This is a genomic window from Agreia bicolorata (genome assembly GCF_000938265.1).
Classification (GTDB): domain Bacteria; phylum Actinomycetota; class Actinomycetes; order Actinomycetales; family Microbacteriaceae; genus Agreia; species Agreia bicolorata.
Genome location: NZ_JYFC01000008.1, coordinates 74,452 through 90,414 on the forward strand (window position 1 = coordinate 74,452; position 15,963 = coordinate 90,414).

The window sequence follows — 15,963 nt, forward strand, 5'->3', positions numbered from 1 at the left end:
TCGCCCTGACACACTTCCCCGGTGCCAGGTCGGAATGGATGGGGATCAGGCAGAACGAACAGGTCGATACACCATGGACGACGTCACACGAATTCATACTCCCGTTATGCTCGAGCGCTGCATCAGCGTGCTGGAGCCGGCACTCGAACGCCCCGGTGCCGTTCTCGTCGACGCCACCCTCGGCCTCGGCGGTCACGCAGAGGCGTTTCTCAGCCGCTTTCCCGAACTGACGCTTGTCGGTCTCGATCGCGATCTCCAGGCCTTGGCGTTGGCCGAGGGCAGACTGAAACCCTTCGGCGATCGCGTGCATCTCGTGCACTGCGTCTACGACGAGATCAACGCAGGGCTGCAGAAGCTCGGCATCCAAGCGGTCGACGGCGTGCTCTTCGACCTCGGTGTCTCGAGCATGCAACTCGATCGCGCTGAGCGCGGATTCGCGTACTCCAAAGACGCGCCACTCGACATGCGCATGGATCAGGAGGCGCCTCTGACGGCCGAGATGATCCTGGCCGAATACTCCGAGTTCGACCTTCGCCGCATCTTCCGGGACTACGGCGAGGAGAAACTTGCCGACCGCTATGCGCGACGAATCGTGCAACGGCGCGCAGAGCAACCGCTTGTGCGATCCGCCGATCTGGTCGACCTGCTTCAGCAGGCCACGCCAGCAGCGCTGTCTCGCGCGGGCCACCCAGCAAAGCGCGTCTTCCAGGCTTTGCGCATCGAGGTCAATCAGGAGCTGAGCGTGCTGGAACGGGCTGTCCCCGCCGCGATCGGTGCGCTTCGTGTTGGCGGCCGCATCGTCGTGATGTCGTACCAGTCTCTCGAAGACCGCATCGTCAAACGCGCGCTCCAGGCCCTGAGCGTGTCTACCGCCCCTCCCGGACTTCCGGTCGAGCTGCCCCAGCACAAGCCGGAGCTGTCGCTCCTCGTGCGAGGCGCGGAGCGCGCAACCGATGAGGAGAAGGCAGAGAACCCCCGAGCCACCCCTGTCCGTTTTCGAGCTGCCGAACGCATCAGGAGCGCCTCATGACGAATCTCGCCACCGTCCCACTTTCGCGACTCGGTGCGCCCGCATCCGCTCCCCAGGTGGAGCCGCGGCGTCGTTGGCTGAGGCCCGCGCCGGACAGCATGCCTCGGCAGCGGCAGCGGCCGAGGATCGTCTACGCGGCGGTCGCCATCGGCGGCATCGCGATCATCGCGCTCGCCCAGCTCCTGCTGAGTATCGGACTCTCCGACGGGGCTTACCAGGTCTCAGCGCAGCAGGCGACGCTGAAAGATCTGTCGCGAACGAATCAGGCGTTGAGCGAGCAAGTGACGGCCTTCTCGTCGCCGCAGAACTTGGTGCAGAATGCGCAAGCTCTCGGCATGGTCGCCAACGGCAACACGGTCTACCTGAGACTCTCCGACGGCGCCGTCCTCGGTTCGCCCGCGCCCGCCAGTGCTGCCAGCGCGCCCATCGCCGCCGACCAGGCGCTCGTTCCGAACTCGCTGCTGCAGCCGGATCCAGTCGTGGCCGCGCCCATTCCCGACGCGTCGAGCGCGCCTCCGACTGCTGCACCCGACCCGACAGTACCGTGGCAGGGTGCTCTCCCATCCCCGCAGACGCACTGACCGACAGATGATCTGCTCACCAGCCGAATGAAAGGCCGCGCGTGACCCCGACGACAGTCAGAACAACTCGAGGGCGCGTGACCATCGCGGTGCTCATCATCGTCGCAGTGGTCTCGGTATTCTGCGTCAGACTCATCGACATCCAGGTCGTGCAGGCGGACAGCCTGAATGCGAGTTCGCTCGCCAGCCGTTCCGACAGCACGGTCACTCTCGGCACACGCGGAGATATCGTCGACGCCAACGGGGTCGTGCTGGCCACCAGCATCCTTCGCTATGCGATTGAGGCCGACCCGTCGGCCGTCGCTGAGTTCGATCGCCCGGCCGCAGACGGCTCCGGCGACGTCACCGTCAGTGCTGAGCAGGCGATCGGCGAACTCGCGTCTGTTATGAAGTTGGACCCGGCCGTGATCACGGCCATCGTCACCGCCGACCCGACGTCGCGTTACGCGCTCATCTCGAAGTCGGTCGACGTGACCACGTACAACGCCATTCGTGCACTCGACATCCCGTGGCTCTACTACAAGGCCGACCAGACGCGCACCTATCCCGATGGAAGCGTCGCAGGCAACCTCGTCGGCTTCGTCGGGGCAGACGGCTCCGCCCTGGCTGGCACCGAACTCACGCAGAACTCGTGCCTCGCCGGCACCGACGGCAGTGAGGTGACGGAGACCGGCGAAGACGGCGTGGCGATTCCCGGGTCGACCGTAACCCTCAAGAAAGCGGTTGACGGCGGCAAAGTGAAATTGACGATCAACAGCGACCTGCAGTATTTCGCGCAGGAGGCGCTGGCTCAACGCGTGACCGAGGTCGGCGCCGAATCGGGAACCGTCGTCGTGACAGAAGCCAAGACAGGCAAGATCCTCACGGCGGCCGAGTATCCTACCGTCGATCCGAACAACATCGACGCCACCGATCCGGCCTATCGTGGCGCCAAGGTCTTCAGCGACCCCTTCGAGCCCGGGTCGACTTTCAAATCGATCACGGCGGCGTCACTGATCGACGCCGGCGCGGCGACTCCGGCCAGCCAGGTACTCGCGCCCTATGAATACAAGTCCGGCAACGCCGTCATCCACGATTCGTTCTATCACGCGCCCATGCCGTGGACCCTGACCGGTGTCATCGAGCAGTCGTCGAACACCGGAATCTCCATGCTCAGCAACAACATGTCCGTCGATCAGCGCTGGGACTACATGAACAAGTTCCACCTGGGCAAGCCCACCGAGGTCGGCTTCGTCGGTGAAGACTCGGGCGACATCCTGCCCGGCGGTGTCTCTGGCCCCACCCAGCTCGACGACCAGACGATCTACAACACCACCTTCGGGCAGGGTCTCACGGTGACCGCCGTGCAGATGGCCAGCGCCTACCAGACGATCGCGAACAACGGCGTGCGGATGCCCGTGCAACTCTTCGAGGGATGTCAACACGAAGACGGCACTGTCACAGATGCCCCGCCGGCATCGACGGGAGAGCAGGTGATCTCTCCTCAGGCCGCACAGGACACGGTGCACATGATGGAGTCGGTCGCGACGACCGGTTACGCCGCCGACGCCTTGAAGATTCCCGGCTACCGAGTCTCTGCGAAGACGGGCACGGCTGAGATGAGCAATGGTGACGGAGCCTACGGTGGGGCGTATCTCACGTCGATGGCGGGTATGGCACCATCGGACGATCCGCAGTACGTCGTTTCGGTCACCATCCGGAAGCCCGTTACCATTACATCTGGACTGGCGGCAGCGCCGGTCTTCCAGAAGGTACTGTCACAGGTGCTGAAGACGTATCGGGTGCAGCCGTCCACGGTTCCCGCGCCCGATCTGCCCACTACTTACTGAATGAAGGAGTCATCTGTGCCGGATCGGGTTTCGCAGGGACTGCGCCCGGAACATCCGATCGCACGATCGCTCTCTCAGCTCGTCGCCGACTTCGAGCTCGAGCAGATCGGCGAATTCGCACCCGACTCCGTCACCGGAATAAGTCTGACGTCGAAAGACATCGTGCCCGGTGACCTCTACGTCGGTCTACCCGGACGCAACATGCACGGTGCCACGTTCGCGACCGCCGCTGCGGAGAGCGGCGCTGTGGCGATCCTCACCGATTCGCGGGGCGCCGAGCTCGCGGCTGACAGCGGGCTGCCGGTGATCGTCACCCCGCAGCCCCGTGAGGCTCTGGGCGCGGTATCGGCATGGATTTATCGCACTCTTGAAGACCCGCCCACTCTCTTCGGTGTGACCGGAACCAACGGCAAGACGTCTGTCACCTACATCCTCGATGCGATCCTCTCGCAGCTCGGCATCGTCGCGGGCTTCAGCACCACGGCGGAGCGCGGCATCGGCGAGCTCCGTATCGCCAGCACCCTGACGACGCCGGAGGCGACCGAGGTGCATGCCCTGCTCGCACGCATGCGCGAAGCAGAGGTGCGTTCGGTGATCATCGAGGTCTCGGCTCAGGCGTTGACTCGCCACCGCGTCGACGGCATCGTCTTCGATATCGTCGGATTCACGAATCTCACTCACGACCACCTCGACGACTACGGCCGCATGGAGGACTACTTCGAGGCGAAGCGAGCCCTGTTCGACCCTGATCGTGCCCGTCGCGGAGTGGTGCTGGTCGACGGTGAGTGGGGTGCCCGGCTCGCCGACGAGTCGAGGATTCCCATCGCGACGGTCTCGACGAAGCCCGGCGTCCCCGCCGACTGGCAGGTGACGATTCTCGAGGAGACCGTTGATTTCACGCGGTTCACCATCGAGGGTCCGGATCACCGTTCCATCACCACGAGCATCCCGCTTCTCGGTCGTTTCATGGCGGAGAACGCGGCTCTCGCGATCGTGATGCTCGTCGAATCGGGCTACGACCTCGAAGCCATCGCTCACGTGCTCGACCGAGACGGTGGCATCGACGCCTTCGTGCCGGGTCGCGCCGAGAAGGTGTCCGCCGATGCGGGTCCACGGGTATACATCGACTACGGTCACAGTCCGGATGCGTTCCAGAGCGCACTCGAGGCGCTCCGGCGTGTCACCGACGGCCGGGTGATCATGGTCTTCGGCGCCGATGGAGACAGGGACACGACCAAGAGGGTCGACATGGCATCGATCGCGGCCCGCCTCGCAGACATCGTGGTCATCACCGACTACAACCCGCGTTTCGAAGACCCGACTTCGATCCGCACCGTGCTTCTGGATGCCGCACGAGCGGCCCGAGAGGACGTCGAGCTCTACGAGGTTCCCGATCCCAGACTCGCGTTCCGGAAGGCCCTTTCGCTCGCCGGCGAGGGTGACGTCATCTTGCACGCCGGTCCGGGCCACGAGGACTATCAGGAAGTCGCGGGCGAGAAGATTCCCTACTCCGCGCGCGACGAGGCACGGCTCGCCCTGCAGGAATACGGATGGCTCTGACGCATGCTACAACTCACACTTCACGACATCGCCGACATCACTGGTGGCCGACTCGTGATCCCCGACGCCGTCGATGCGGCGGGCGTCTCACCTGAGACGGTCATCTCCGGAGCCGTCGACACCGATTCGCGAGAGATCCGAGACGGTGGCATCTTCGTAGCCAAGCCCGGCGAGTTCAGCGACGGCTTCCTGTTCATCGACAAGGCGGTCTCTGCCGGCGCGGCCCTGGTGATCGCCGAGCGGCCATCCGAAGCTCTCGTCGCTCAGATCATCGTCGACGACGCGGTGCTGGCGCTGGGTGCCCTGGCGACCGAGGTCGTGCGCCGCGTGAGAGAGCACGGGCTTCTGCGGATCGTCGGCATCACGGGATCGAACGGCAAGACGACGACGAAGAACCTCCTCCGGTCGATCCTCGATGCCGAGGGCGAAACGGTCGCGCCGCGAGACTCGTTCAACAACGAGGTGGGTGCCCCGCTCACCATGCTCAAGTTGACGCCCTCGACCAGATACCTCGTCGCCGAGATGGGCGCATCCGGCCCGGGTGAGATCACCCGGCTGATACGCATGGCGAAGCCTGATGTCGGCGTGGTTCTCACGGTAGGGCTCGCCCATGCCGGCGAATTCGGCGGCATCGCCACGACGTTGGCGACGAAGACCGAGATGGTCGCCGACCTCGACCAGACGGATGTGGCGGTGCTGAACCTCGATGACGCGCGGGTCGCAGGGATGGCCGACAAGACCGCGGCGCGAGTCGTGTGGTTCGGCCTCGACGAGCGGGCCGCGGTTCGTGCGCACGATGTGTCGGCCCACGCTGGCGGCACGGACTTCATCTTGACCCTCGTCTCGGGCGACAGCAGGCCGGTGCGATTCAAGGTTCTCGGCGAACATCACGTGATGAACGCGCTGGCCGCTGCTGCCGCAGCAGAGAGCCTCGGTGTCGGAATCGATCGCATCGTCGACGCGCTGCAGGCGGTCACGCGTGCGGAACGCTGGCGCATGGAGGTGCTCGGAGGACGCGACAACGTGACCGTCATCAACGACGCCTACAACGCGAGCCCCGATTCGATGGTCGCCGGGCTCAAGACCCTCGCGCAGATAGCGACGCCGTCGTCGCGAAAGATCGCGGTGCTCGGCGAGATGAGTGAGCTCGGCGAGTTCTCGCTCGAGGAGCACGATCGGATCGGTCGAATGATCGTGCGACTCGGCATCGAGAAGCTGATCGTCGTGGGTGAGGGGGCGCGTGCGCTCCACCTCGCTGCGACGCATGAAGGATCGTGGGACGGCGAGTCGCAATTCGTCGATACCGCCGACGAGGCGTATGACGCGCTTGCGCCTGAGCTGCGGTCGGGCGACATCGTGTTCGTCAAATCGTCGAACTCCGCCGGGCTGAGGTTTCTCGGCGACCGACTGGGGGAGCTCTTCGCATGATCACCCTTCTTGCTGCCGGCTCGCTGTCGATGGTCTTCACGCTTTTTATGACGCCCGTCTTCATCCGACTCTTCAAACGACTGGCCTGGGGCCAGTTCATCAACATGGACGGCCCCGAGACGCACCACGTCAAACGTGGAACGCCGACCATGGGCGGAATCGTCATCGTGCTCGCCACGCTGTTCGGCTACTTCGTCGCGCTCCTCCTCACCCAACGCGGCATTTCGATCTCTGCACTTCTTGTGCTCTTCCTGATGGTTGGTCTCGGCGTCGTCGGCTTCATCGATGACTTCATCAAGACGCATCGAAAGCGGAGCCTGGGGCTCGGCCCTGTGGCCAAGCTCGTCGGTCAGATCGTGGTGGGCGTCGCGTTCGCGATCCTCGCGCTGAACTTTCCCGACAAAAACGGCGTGACCCCGGCATCGACGGCGATCTCGATCGTGCGTGATACGCATATCGACTTCGACATGCTCGTCGTTCCTGCCATCATCGTCATCGCCTTCGTCGTATGGGTCTGCGTGATCGTCATGGGCACGTCGAACGGCGTGAACCTCACAGACGGTCTCGACGGCTTGGCGCCCGGGTCGAGCATCCTCGCAATCGGTGCCTTCGTCTTCATCGGCTTCTGGCAGGACAGCCAGAACTGCTTCAACCCGCATCTCAATGCCGAGGTCGCGAGCAAGTGCTACGAGGTGCGCGATCCCATGGATCTGGCGATCATCGCGGCCGCGATCGTGGGCGCCCTCATCGGGTTCCTGTGGTGGAATACCAACCCTGCGAAGATCTTCCTCGGCGATACCGGTTCGCTCGCCCTGGGCGGGGCCCTCGCAGCACTCGCCATCCTGAGCCGCACGGAGCTGCTGCTGGTCGTCATCGGCGGTATCTTCGTGATCGTCGCCGGTCAGGTCGTCATCCAGCTCACCTACTTCAAGCTCACTCGAGGCAAGCGCATCTGGCTGGCGAGCCCGCTCCATCACCACTTCGAGGTCAAAGGCTGGGCAGAGGTCACCATTGTGGTGCGGTTCTGGATCATTGCGGGCCTTCTCGTCGCCGCCGGTGTCGGGTCGTTCTATCTCGAGTGGATTTCGCGATGACCGATGCCGTCACCGGCAGGGCGCTCGGTCTCACGAGCTGGCACGACGACTGGTCTGGCCTCCGCGTCGGCGTGCTCGGCCTCGGCGTCACAGGATTCTCCGTGGCCGACACACTCGCCGAGCTCGGCTCACGCGTGCTCGTGGTCGCAGAGAAGGTCGATGACCGCTACCGGCTGATGCTCGAGGTGATCGGCGCCGAGCTCGCGCAGGCGCAGCCCTTGAGCTCCGTTCCACCAGAGCTCGAATCGCTCGATCCCGAGTTGCTGATCGTCTCCCCGGGATTCCACCCGGACCATCCGGTGATCACCTGGGCGCTTGAGAAGGGCATTCCTGTCTGGGGCGACGTCGAACTCGCCTGGAGGCTGCGCGACAAGGTCGGCGTCTCCGGCGCCGGCAGCGCTCCGGCCGAGTGGATCGCCGTGACCGGAACGAATGGAAAGACGACGACCGTTCAGCTCACGGCCGCCATGCTCGCTGCGGGGGGTCTGCGGGCCGCGCCGTGCGGCAACATCGGAGTACCCGTGCTCGATGCCGTGCGTGATCCGCAGGGCTTCGACGTCTTTGTGGTCGAACTCTCGAGCTATCAGCTGCATTCGACGTCGAGCATGTCGCCGTGGGCTGCCGTGTGTCTCAACGTCGCGGAAGACCATCTCGACTGGCACGGATCGATGGATGCATACGTGGCGGCCAAGGCGCGGGTCTACGCAAACACACGCAGGGCCTGCGTCTACAACCGCGCCGACGAGCTCACCCTGAAGATGGTCGAAGATGCAGAGGTCGTCGACGGAGCCCGTGCCATCGGATTCGATCTCGGTGTACCCGGCCCGAGCGATCTAGGAATTGTCGACGGCATCCTCGTCGACCGGGCATTCCACGACGACAGACATAGCTCGGCTCTCGAGGTCACGACGGTGGCTCGGCTGGCCGCCGTCGGCCTGGGTGCTCCGCACACGGTGGCCGATGTCCTGGCGGCGACGGCGCTTGCGCGCAGCATAGGCGTCACGATTCCCGCCATCCGGTCGGCCCTCGAAACGTTCCATCTCGACCGGCACCGCATCGAGGTCGTCGAGATCCGCGATGAGATCACATGGGTCGACGATTCGAAGGCCACGAACCCGCATGCCGCCGCCGCGTCACTCTCGGCCTATTCGTCGGTGGTCTGGATTGCGGGAGGGCTGTTGAAGGGCGTCGATATCGAACCGCTGGTTCGGGCACGCGCGTCCAAGCTGCGAGGAGTCGTGCTTCTCGGCGAGGATCGTACGGCGCTTCGGGAGGCATTCCAGCGACACGCGCCGCACCTTCCCGTGCGAGAGGTGACGGGCACGGAGACTAAGGGTGTCATGTCGGTCGCTGTCGAACTGGCTGCCGCTCTCGCGGTTCCCGGTGACGTCGTGCTTCTGGCACCGGCGGCCGCGTCGATGGATCAATTCACCGACTACTCCGACCGAGGCGATCGCTTCGCCTCCGCCGTTCGCAACTACCTGGGAAGTGATCCGACTGACGACAACACGCCCGACGGTGCGGCACCCGCTGGGGCTTCCGGGATCTAACCCGAAGAATCCAGCGAAGTCGACATCCGCCAGTCCCGCGGCTCGCACAGCCCGCATCTCGCTCGGACGCGCATTTCAGCCTGAATCTCGCAGCTATTTTCTGCTGCTCGGCACAACCATGTTCCTCATGCTATTCGGGCTGGTCATGGTGCTGTCAGCGAGTTCGGTTTCGTCGTACGCCGGATCGCAGGGAGCGTTTGGTGTTTTCTGGCGACAAGCCATCTTCGCCGCCTTCGGCGTTCCTTTGATGCTGATAATGGCCCAGACGCCGGTGAGGGTCTGGCGCCGCTTCGCGTGGGTTCCGCTGGTCGCAGGAATATTTCTGCAGATATTGGTGCTCTACACGCCCCTGGGAATCGAGTCCGGGGGTAACCGCAACTGGATCGGGATCGGCGGATTCAATGCCCAGCCCTCTGAACTCATCAAGCTTGGGCTCGTGGCATGGCTGGCAGTCATTCTGTCGAAAAAGGAGCCCTACCTCAATCGTTTCAGTCACGTCTTGATTCCCGCACTCCCCGTGGCCGCCCTCGGCATTTTTGTCGTGCTGCTCGGAGGCGACATGGGAACAGCGATGATCATGGCCGCACTGGTTTTCGGGGCGCTTTTCTTCGCGGGCATCAAGGTGCGGATGCTTGCGATCCCGGTGGTGATCGCCCTCGTTCTGACCGTCGTCATCGTTCTGACACGGTCGTCGCGTATCGAGCGCATCCAGAACTTCCTGGGCATCGGTGGTGGAGACCAGACCGGTCTGAGCTATCAAAATCAGCACGCTGACTGGGCGATGGCAGCCGGCGGGGTCTTCGGTGTCGGTCTCGGCAACAGCAAGGCCAAGTGGCTATGGCTCCCCGCTGCGGACAACGACTTCATCTTCGCCATCATCGGCGAGGAACTCGGCCTCGTCGGCGCTGTTGTGGTGCTTGCACTCTTCGTCGTTTTGGCGATTTCCTTCTTGCGAATCGTGAGGTCGTCGACGGAACTCTTTTCGAGGGTCGTGACAGGCTCCGTGATGGTCTGGATCATCGGCCAGGCGTTTGTCAACATTGCCGTTGTTCTGCAGGTCCTCCCGGTTCTCGGTGTGCCCTTGCCGCTTATATCCTCCGGTGGCTCGGCTCTCGTGACCAGCCTCTTGGCGGTCGGCATGGTGCTTTCGATCGCGAGACACAACAGCCGGTCGGTCGACGACCTCTCGAAGAGTTCCATTCGATGACCACCTATCTGCTTGCGGGTGGCGGCACGGCCGGGCACGTTAATCCCCTTCTCGCGACCGCCGATGAGTTGAGACGCCGTGAACCCGACGCGTCGATCATCGTGGTCGGCACCGCAGAGGGGCTCGAAGCGCGCCTCGTGCCCCTGCGGGGTTATGAACTCGTGGTCATTCCGAGGCTTCCGTTCCCGCGCAGGCCGGGCAAAGCCGCGGTCGCATTCCTTCCGCGCCTTCGCGGCGTCATCGCGCAGTTGCGCTCGCTCATTGCAGAGCGGTCGGTCGATGTGGTGGTCGGATTCGGCGGGTACGCGGCCGCACCCGCCTATCTCGCGGCCCGTCGCTCTCACGTACCCATCGTCATCCACGAGGCCAATGCCCGGCCGGGGTTGGCTAACAGGCTTGGTGCGCGATTCACGCCCTATGTGGGCGTCGTTTTCGCCGGAACCCCGCTGCCGCACGCCGTGCTCACCGGCCTGCCCCTGCGCAGTGAGATCGCCACGCTCGATATGAGCGCGGCATCCGGCCCGGCCCGGCAGAATTTCGGGCTCGACAGCGCCGCGCCCGTGCTCCTCGTCACCGGCGGATCGCTGGGCGCGCAGAGGCTCAACCACACGATTCGGGATGCCTTCGGCGTGATTCTCGACGCCGGGTGGCAGATCCTGCACATCTGGGGGGACAAGCCCGACATCGTCGACCCCGGTGTAGACGGTTACGTGGTCGTGAAGTACTCCGATCGCATGGACCTCGCGTTCGCTTCTGCTGACCTCGTGGTCGCCAGGGCAGGGGCAGCGACCGTCTCGGAGTTGGCCGTGCTTGGTCTCCCGAGCATTCTCGTGCCCTATCCGGTCGGCAACGGCGAGCAGAAAGTCAACGCTCACGACCTCGTCGAGGCCGGTGCGGCCGTGCTGGTCGACGATGCCCGCTTCACGTCGAGCTTCGTCGCCGGCGAGCTGAGCCAGCTTCTCGCCGACCGCTCGCGCATCGATGCGATGGCGCACGCCGCCCGCCAGGTCGGCATCGCCGACGGCGATGCGCGGCTGGCCGATCTGATCCAGCGTGCAGTGGCGAGAGCGTAATCTTGATCACTGGTCCGGCGCATTGCGCCGGGTTCCGTTCGAAGAAATGAGTCGTACCCCGTGATCAAGCCAGATCTCAGTCAGCAGATACCAGCCGAGCTCGGTGCGGTGCACTTCGTCGGCATCGGCGGCTCGGGCATGAGCGGCATTGCGCGTCTGATGATCGATGCCGGCATCCCGGTTTCAGGATCGGATGCGAAGGAGTCGAAGGGCACGAAGGCGCTCCGCGAACGCGGTGCGCGCATCAGCATCGGACACGCAGCCGAGAACCTCGGCGACGCAGACACGCTCGTCGTGACGAGCGCCCTCTGGCCCGACAACCCCGAGTATCTCCTCGCGAAAGAACGAGGCATCCCCATCCTCCACCGATCGCAGGCGTTGGCCTGGGTCGCCGGCCGTCATCGCCTCGTCGCGGTCGCCGGAGCGCACGGCAAGACCACCTCGACAGGCATGATCGTGACAGGGCTCATCGAGCTCGGTCAGAAGCCCGGCTTCGTCAACGGCGGAGTTATCTCGGCCCTCGGCACGAGCTCCGCGAGCGGCGAGGGCGAGATCTTCGTGCTCGAGGCCGACGAATCCGACGGATCGTTCCTGCTGTACGACAAGGCCGTCGCGCTCATCACGAACGTCGACCCCGACCATCTCGACCACTACGGGTCTGTGAAGGCCGTTGAAGACGCCTTCGTCACGTTCGCCGACGAGGCATCGGAACTCGTTGTCATCTCGGCCGACGATGCCGGCGCGATCCGGGTGTCCGAGCGGCTCGGCGCCGACCGCGTGCTGACCTTCGGAGAAAACGAGAACGCCGACGTGCGCCTCCACTCCGTCGAGACCGGTGACAACGTCACCTTCCAGGTGCGCTACCTCGGCAACGACTACGCGGGCTCGCTGCTCGTTCCCGGTCGGCACAACGCCCTCAACGCGGCGGGCGCCTTCGCCGTTCTGGTGGGCATGGGCTTCGCCCCGGCCGAAACACTGGATGCCATCGCCCGTTTCGGCGGAACAGGTCGCCGCTTCGAGTTGCACGACACGGTCAGGGGAGTCAGCGTCTACGACGACTACGCCCACCACCCCACGGAGGTCGCAGCCGCTCTCACGGCCGCTCGCACCGTTGTGGGCGAGGGTCGCATCATCGCGGTGCACCAGCCTCACCTGTACTCGCGCACCCAGTTGATGGCGGGCGAGTTCGCCGAGACTCTGGAGCGCACGGCCGACTTCACGATCGTCCTCGACGTCTGCGGCGCACGCGAAGATCCGGTGCCCGGCGTGACCGGCGCGCTGGTGTCTGAAAAGTTCGCGAACGCCGAAGCCGTGCGTTACATCGACGACTGGCAGAAAGCGGCCGACTTCATGGCGTCGATCGCCCGGCCCGGCGACTTTGTTGTGACACTCGGATGCGGAGACGTCAACCTGATCGTGCCGCAGCTGCTCGACGCGCTCGCCCGTGAGACGCAGGCGCCGCCGGCGGCATGAAACGACCTCCTGGCGTCACGCCGCCATCCGCCGGGCCACCGGATGCGGAGCAACCGGCCGGCCCCCGCGGCACTGAATCTGGCCGACGCGCACCGGGGCGCATCCGGCGTTCGAAGAAGGCGTCGACGTCTGATGTCGAGGCGGTCACCGAGCCGATCGATATCATTCCGATTGCAGCGGCTTCAGTGCCGGAGGCGTCGACCGGCTACCGTCCCCTCCCTCCTCTGCCAGAAGTATCGCTCGGCGACGAGCGCGATTCTGTGCGCGACGACGCAGACGATTCAAGTCCCAAACCGTGGTGGCTCACCCGTCGCACCGATCCCACCGTCGAGAAGGCGGCTGAAGCCGAGAAGAACCTCGCTCACGCCGAGAAGCGCCGCCGCAGATACGAGCGTGCCGAGGCTCGACGGTTCACGCAGGCCACTCGCAGCCGTCGCCGCAAGTACCTGGTGGGTCTCGGCGCCGCCGTCGTTCTGGTGCTCGTTGTGGTTCTGACCGCGTATTCGCCCCTGCTCGCCGTGCGCACGATCACCGTCGAGGGCGCGTCCCGCGTCGATGCGTCAGCGGTGTCGGCAGCGCTCGGCGACCAGCTCGGTAGACCGCTGACGCTGGTCGATTTCGGCGAGGTCAAACGAACCCTCGAAACCTTCCCTCTGATTCAGAGTTACGTCACAGAGGCCCGGCCGCCGGACACGCTCGTGATCCGCATCGTCGAGCGGCGCCCGGTCGTGACAGTCGCCGCTGATGGCGCTTTCAACCTAGTGGATGCCGCCGGCGTCGTCGTCGAGACCACTCCGGCTCGCGCGCCCGGCTACCCGACCATCGATGTCGCGGCCACCCCGGTCGACTCGGCCGGTTTCGCTGCGGCCAGTCAGGTGCTGCTCTCGCTTAGCCCCGAGTTCCTCGCCCAGGTCGACTCGGTGAGCGCGCCAACGCCGGATTCCGTGACGCTCGCTCTGACGAACGGCCAACGCGTGGTCTGGGGGAGTGCGGAGGACTCCGCGCTGAAGGCGCGCATCATCGCGAGCATGATCTCGAACCCCGGCATCCCGAACGTCACTGAATACGACGTGTCCTCTCCCGAGGCTCCGATCACGCACTGACGCGCCGGTCTCCGTCTGCCCCCTCATTGCGCCCTCAGTTCGCGACACGCGGGGTGCGTGGAGTGGAAGGACCCGGCCGCGCCCTTAGGTTCGAAACAAAGAAATGCATACTCGATATAACTTTAAGTCTCAGCTAGAGGTTTAGGGTTCCAGCGGAGGCCGGACGTGACAACCAACCAGAACTATCTCGCAGTCATCAAAGTTGTCGGAATCGGCGGCGGCGGCGTGAACGCCGTCAACCGCATGATCGAACTCGGACTGCGGGGTGTCGAGTTCATCGCCATCAACACCGACGCCCAGGCGCTGCTGATGAGCGATGCCGACGTCAAGCTCGACGTCGGTCGTGAACTCACCCGTGGACTCGGCGCAGGCGCCGACCCCGAGGTGGGTCGTCGAGCCGCCGAAGACCACGCCGAAGAGATCGAAGAGGCCCTGTCCGGCGCCGACATGGTCTTCGTCACCGCGGGCGAGGGTGGAGGCACGGGAACGGGTGGCGCGCCCGTCGTCGCACGCATCGCGAAGTCGATCGGCGCCCTGACCATCGGTGTCGTCACGAAGCCCTTCGGATTCGAAGGCAAGCGCCGCGCTGCGCAGGCCGAAGACGGTGTCGCGACTCTCAAGAACGAGGTCGACACCCTCATCGTCGTGCCGAACGACCGCCTGCTCGAGATCAGCGACCGCGGCATCAGCATGCTCGAGGCCTTCTCTACGGCCGATCAGGTACTGCTCGCCGGTGTTCAGGGCATCACCGACCTCATTACGACACCCGGGCTCATCAACCTCGACTTCGCCGACGTCAAGAGCGTTATGCAGGGTGCAGGCTCGGCTCTTATGGGGATCGGTTCCTCTCGTGGGGCCGACAGGGCCATCAAGGCGGCCGAACTCGCTGTCGCGTCGCCGCTTCTCGAGGCGAGCATCGAGGGTGCACACGGTGTGCTCCTCTCGATTCAGGGCGGATCGAACCTCGGAATTTTCGAGATCAACGATGCCGCGAAGCTGGTTCAGGACGCCGTGCACCCCGAGGCGAACATTATCTTCGGTGCAGTCATCGACGACACGCTCGGCGACGAGGTGCGTGTCACCGTCATCGCCGCCGGTTTCGACGGCGGCGACGCGACAGATCAGAGGCGCGGAAGCTTTGTCGCGTCGGCAGACGAAAAAGACCCGTACGGCCCCGGCGGAACCGCCATTTCGACGCTCGCCCCCGTTCGTCACGCCGAGGAGCAGCCGGCCGAGACCCCGTCGTGGTCGCAGACCGGCGAGCACCACCTCACCGGTGCCGTCGCCTTCGATCCCGCGTCGGAAGACGACGATACCGACCTGGACGTTCCCGACTTCCTCAAGTGACACTCGAGCAACGCCTTTCGGAGGTCACAGCTCGGGCCGCAGCCGCTGCGACCCGAGCGGGGCGCACCCTTGACGAACTCACGATCATTCCCGTGACCAAGTTCCATCCGGCGTCGCTCGTGCGCGAACTCTACGAGCTCGGCATACGTGACGTCGCTGAGAATCGTCACCAGGAGGCCCGCGAGAAAGCTCTCGAACTTGCCGATCTGACCGACCTCCGCTGGAATTTCGTGGGGCAGCTGCAGGGCAAGAAGGCCAGGCAGGTGCGTTCGTATGCACGCATCATTCAGTCGATCGACAGGGCTTCGCTGATCGACTCGCTGTCGTCGGACGACACGGATACGTCGATCTTCCTGCAGGTCAATCTCACCGACGATCCTGCACGCGGGGGAGCGGCCGCCGACCAGCTCGAGGAGTTGACCGAGCACGCGCTACGCGCCCAAGGCATCCGGCTCGAAGGTCTGATGGCTGTGGCGCCCCTCGGCGTAGACCCGGGAGCCGCCTTCGCTCGAGTTCGCCAGCTGTCCGAGCGCATCCGTCGCATCGCGCCCACGGCGTCGTCGATCTCGGCCGGTATGTCTGCCGATTTCGAGTCGGCCATCGCCGAAGGGGCGACACACCTACGAATTGGTACCGCAATCACTGGAAATCGCCCAACGGGCGGTTAATCTTGCGACTAGGCACCTGA

The 15,963-nt window shown here is 64.8% G+C and carries 13 protein-coding genes; all 13 read left to right on the top strand.

What is annotated here, in order from left to right; all coding sequences use genetic code 11:
- Positions 1 to 73: 73 nt before the first annotated feature.
- The 13 genes from rsmH (at position 74) to TZ00_RS16055 (ending at position 15,943) form a co-directional block, all read left to right on the top strand.
- Positions 74 to 1,030, top strand: a complete 957-nt coding sequence (gene rsmH, locus TZ00_RS15995) for a 16S rRNA (cytosine(1402)-N(4))-methyltransferase RsmH (RefSeq protein ID WP_044443214.1) — start codon at positions 74 to 76, stop codon at positions 1,028 to 1,030.
- Positions 1,027 to 1,611: a cell division protein FtsL gene (gene ftsL, locus TZ00_RS16000; RefSeq protein WP_044443215.1), complete on the top strand. Its 585-nt coding sequence runs from the start codon at positions 1,027 to 1,029 to the stop codon at positions 1,609 to 1,611. Before rsmH ends, ftsL begins: the two co-directional genes overlap by 4 nt.
- 41 nt (positions 1,612 to 1,652) lie before the next feature.
- Entirely contained in the window at positions 1,653 to 3,440 is a 1,788-nt protein-coding gene (locus tag TZ00_RS16005; protein WP_044443216.1) for a peptidoglycan D,D-transpeptidase FtsI family protein, read from the top strand.
- A 15-nt stretch (positions 3,441 to 3,455) separates the two neighbouring features.
- Entirely contained in the window at positions 3,456 to 5,000 is a 1,545-nt protein-coding gene (locus TZ00_RS16010) for a Mur ligase family protein (RefSeq protein WP_238579724.1), read from the top strand.
- Positions 5,001 to 5,003: 3 nt separating this feature from the next.
- Positions 5,004 to 6,428 carry a UDP-N-acetylmuramoyl-tripeptide--D-alanyl-D-alanine ligase gene (locus TZ00_RS16015; RefSeq protein ID WP_044443220.1) on the top strand — a complete coding sequence of 475 codons (1,425 nt, stop codon included), beginning with the start codon at positions 5,004 to 5,006 and terminating at the stop codon, positions 6,426 to 6,428.
- Positions 6,425 to 7,522, top strand: coding sequence for a phospho-N-acetylmuramoyl-pentapeptide-transferase (gene mraY / locus TZ00_RS16020; protein ID WP_044443222.1), 1,098 nt, complete (start codon positions 6,425 to 6,427; stop codon positions 7,520 to 7,522). The genes TZ00_RS16015 and mraY overlap by 4 nt, the downstream gene beginning before the upstream one ends.
- Positions 7,519 to 9,072, top strand: coding sequence for a UDP-N-acetylmuramoyl-L-alanine--D-glutamate ligase (gene murD / locus TZ00_RS16025; protein ID WP_044443224.1), 1,554 nt, complete (start codon positions 7,519 to 7,521; stop codon positions 9,070 to 9,072). The genes mraY and murD overlap by 4 nt, the downstream gene beginning before the upstream one ends.
- Positions 9,073 to 9,199: 127 nt before the next feature.
- Positions 9,200 to 10,279 carry a putative lipid II flippase FtsW gene (gene ftsW, locus TZ00_RS16030; protein ID WP_238579725.1) on the top strand — a complete coding sequence of 360 codons (1,080 nt, stop codon included), beginning with the start codon at positions 9,200 to 9,202 and terminating at the stop codon, positions 10,277 to 10,279.
- The gene (locus TZ00_RS16035; protein ID WP_044443228.1) at positions 10,276 to 11,352 is read left to right on the top strand and encodes a UDP-N-acetylglucosamine--N-acetylmuramyl-(pentapeptide) pyrophosphoryl-undecaprenol N-acetylglucosamine transferase; all 1,077 of its coding nucleotides are present in this window, start codon (positions 10,276 to 10,278) and stop codon (positions 11,350 to 11,352) included. Before ftsW ends, TZ00_RS16035 begins: the two co-directional genes overlap by 4 nt.
- Positions 11,353 to 11,412: 60 nt before the next feature.
- Positions 11,413 to 12,825 carry a UDP-N-acetylmuramate--L-alanine ligase gene (gene murC, locus TZ00_RS16040; protein ID WP_044443230.1) on the top strand — a complete coding sequence of 471 codons (1,413 nt, stop codon included), beginning with the start codon at positions 11,413 to 11,415 and terminating at the stop codon, positions 12,823 to 12,825.
- Positions 12,822 to 13,928, top strand: a complete 1,107-nt coding sequence (locus TZ00_RS19465) for a cell division protein FtsQ/DivIB (protein WP_084606222.1) — start codon at positions 12,822 to 12,824, stop codon at positions 13,926 to 13,928. The genes murC and TZ00_RS19465 overlap by 4 nt, the downstream gene beginning before the upstream one ends.
- Before the next feature lie 165 nt (positions 13,929 to 14,093).
- Positions 14,094 to 15,275: a cell division protein FtsZ gene (gene ftsZ / locus TZ00_RS16050; protein WP_044443231.1), complete on the top strand. Its 1,182-nt coding sequence runs from the start codon at positions 14,094 to 14,096 to the stop codon at positions 15,273 to 15,275.
- Complete coding sequence (locus TZ00_RS16055; RefSeq protein ID WP_044443233.1) at positions 15,272 to 15,943, top strand: YggS family pyridoxal phosphate-dependent enzyme; 672 nt, start codon at positions 15,272 to 15,274, stop codon at positions 15,941 to 15,943. Before ftsZ ends, TZ00_RS16055 begins: the two co-directional genes overlap by 4 nt.
- Positions 15,944 to 15,963 lie beyond the last annotated feature (20 nt).

Coding starts and splice junctions, on each gene's coding strand:
- rsmH (WP_044443214.1), top strand. CDS start 74: ATGGACGACGTCACACGAATTCATACTCCCGTTATGCTCGAGCGCTGC.
- ftsL (WP_044443215.1), top strand. CDS start 1,027: ATGACGAATCTCGCCACCGTCCCACTTTCGCGACTCGGTGCGCCCGCA.
- TZ00_RS16015 (WP_044443220.1), top strand. CDS start 5,004: ATGCTACAACTCACACTTCACGACATCGCCGACATCACTGGTGGCCGA.
- mraY (WP_044443222.1), top strand. CDS start 6,425: ATGATCACCCTTCTTGCTGCCGGCTCGCTGTCGATGGTCTTCACGCTT.
- murD (WP_044443224.1), top strand. CDS start 7,519: ATGACCGATGCCGTCACCGGCAGGGCGCTCGGTCTCACGAGCTGGCAC.
- ftsW (WP_238579725.1), top strand. CDS start 9,200: ATGCTATTCGGGCTGGTCATGGTGCTGTCAGCGAGTTCGGTTTCGTCG.
- TZ00_RS16035 (WP_044443228.1), top strand. CDS start 10,276: ATGACCACCTATCTGCTTGCGGGTGGCGGCACGGCCGGGCACGTTAAT.
- TZ00_RS19465 (WP_084606222.1), top strand. CDS start 12,822: ATGAAACGACCTCCTGGCGTCACGCCGCCATCCGCCGGGCCACCGGAT.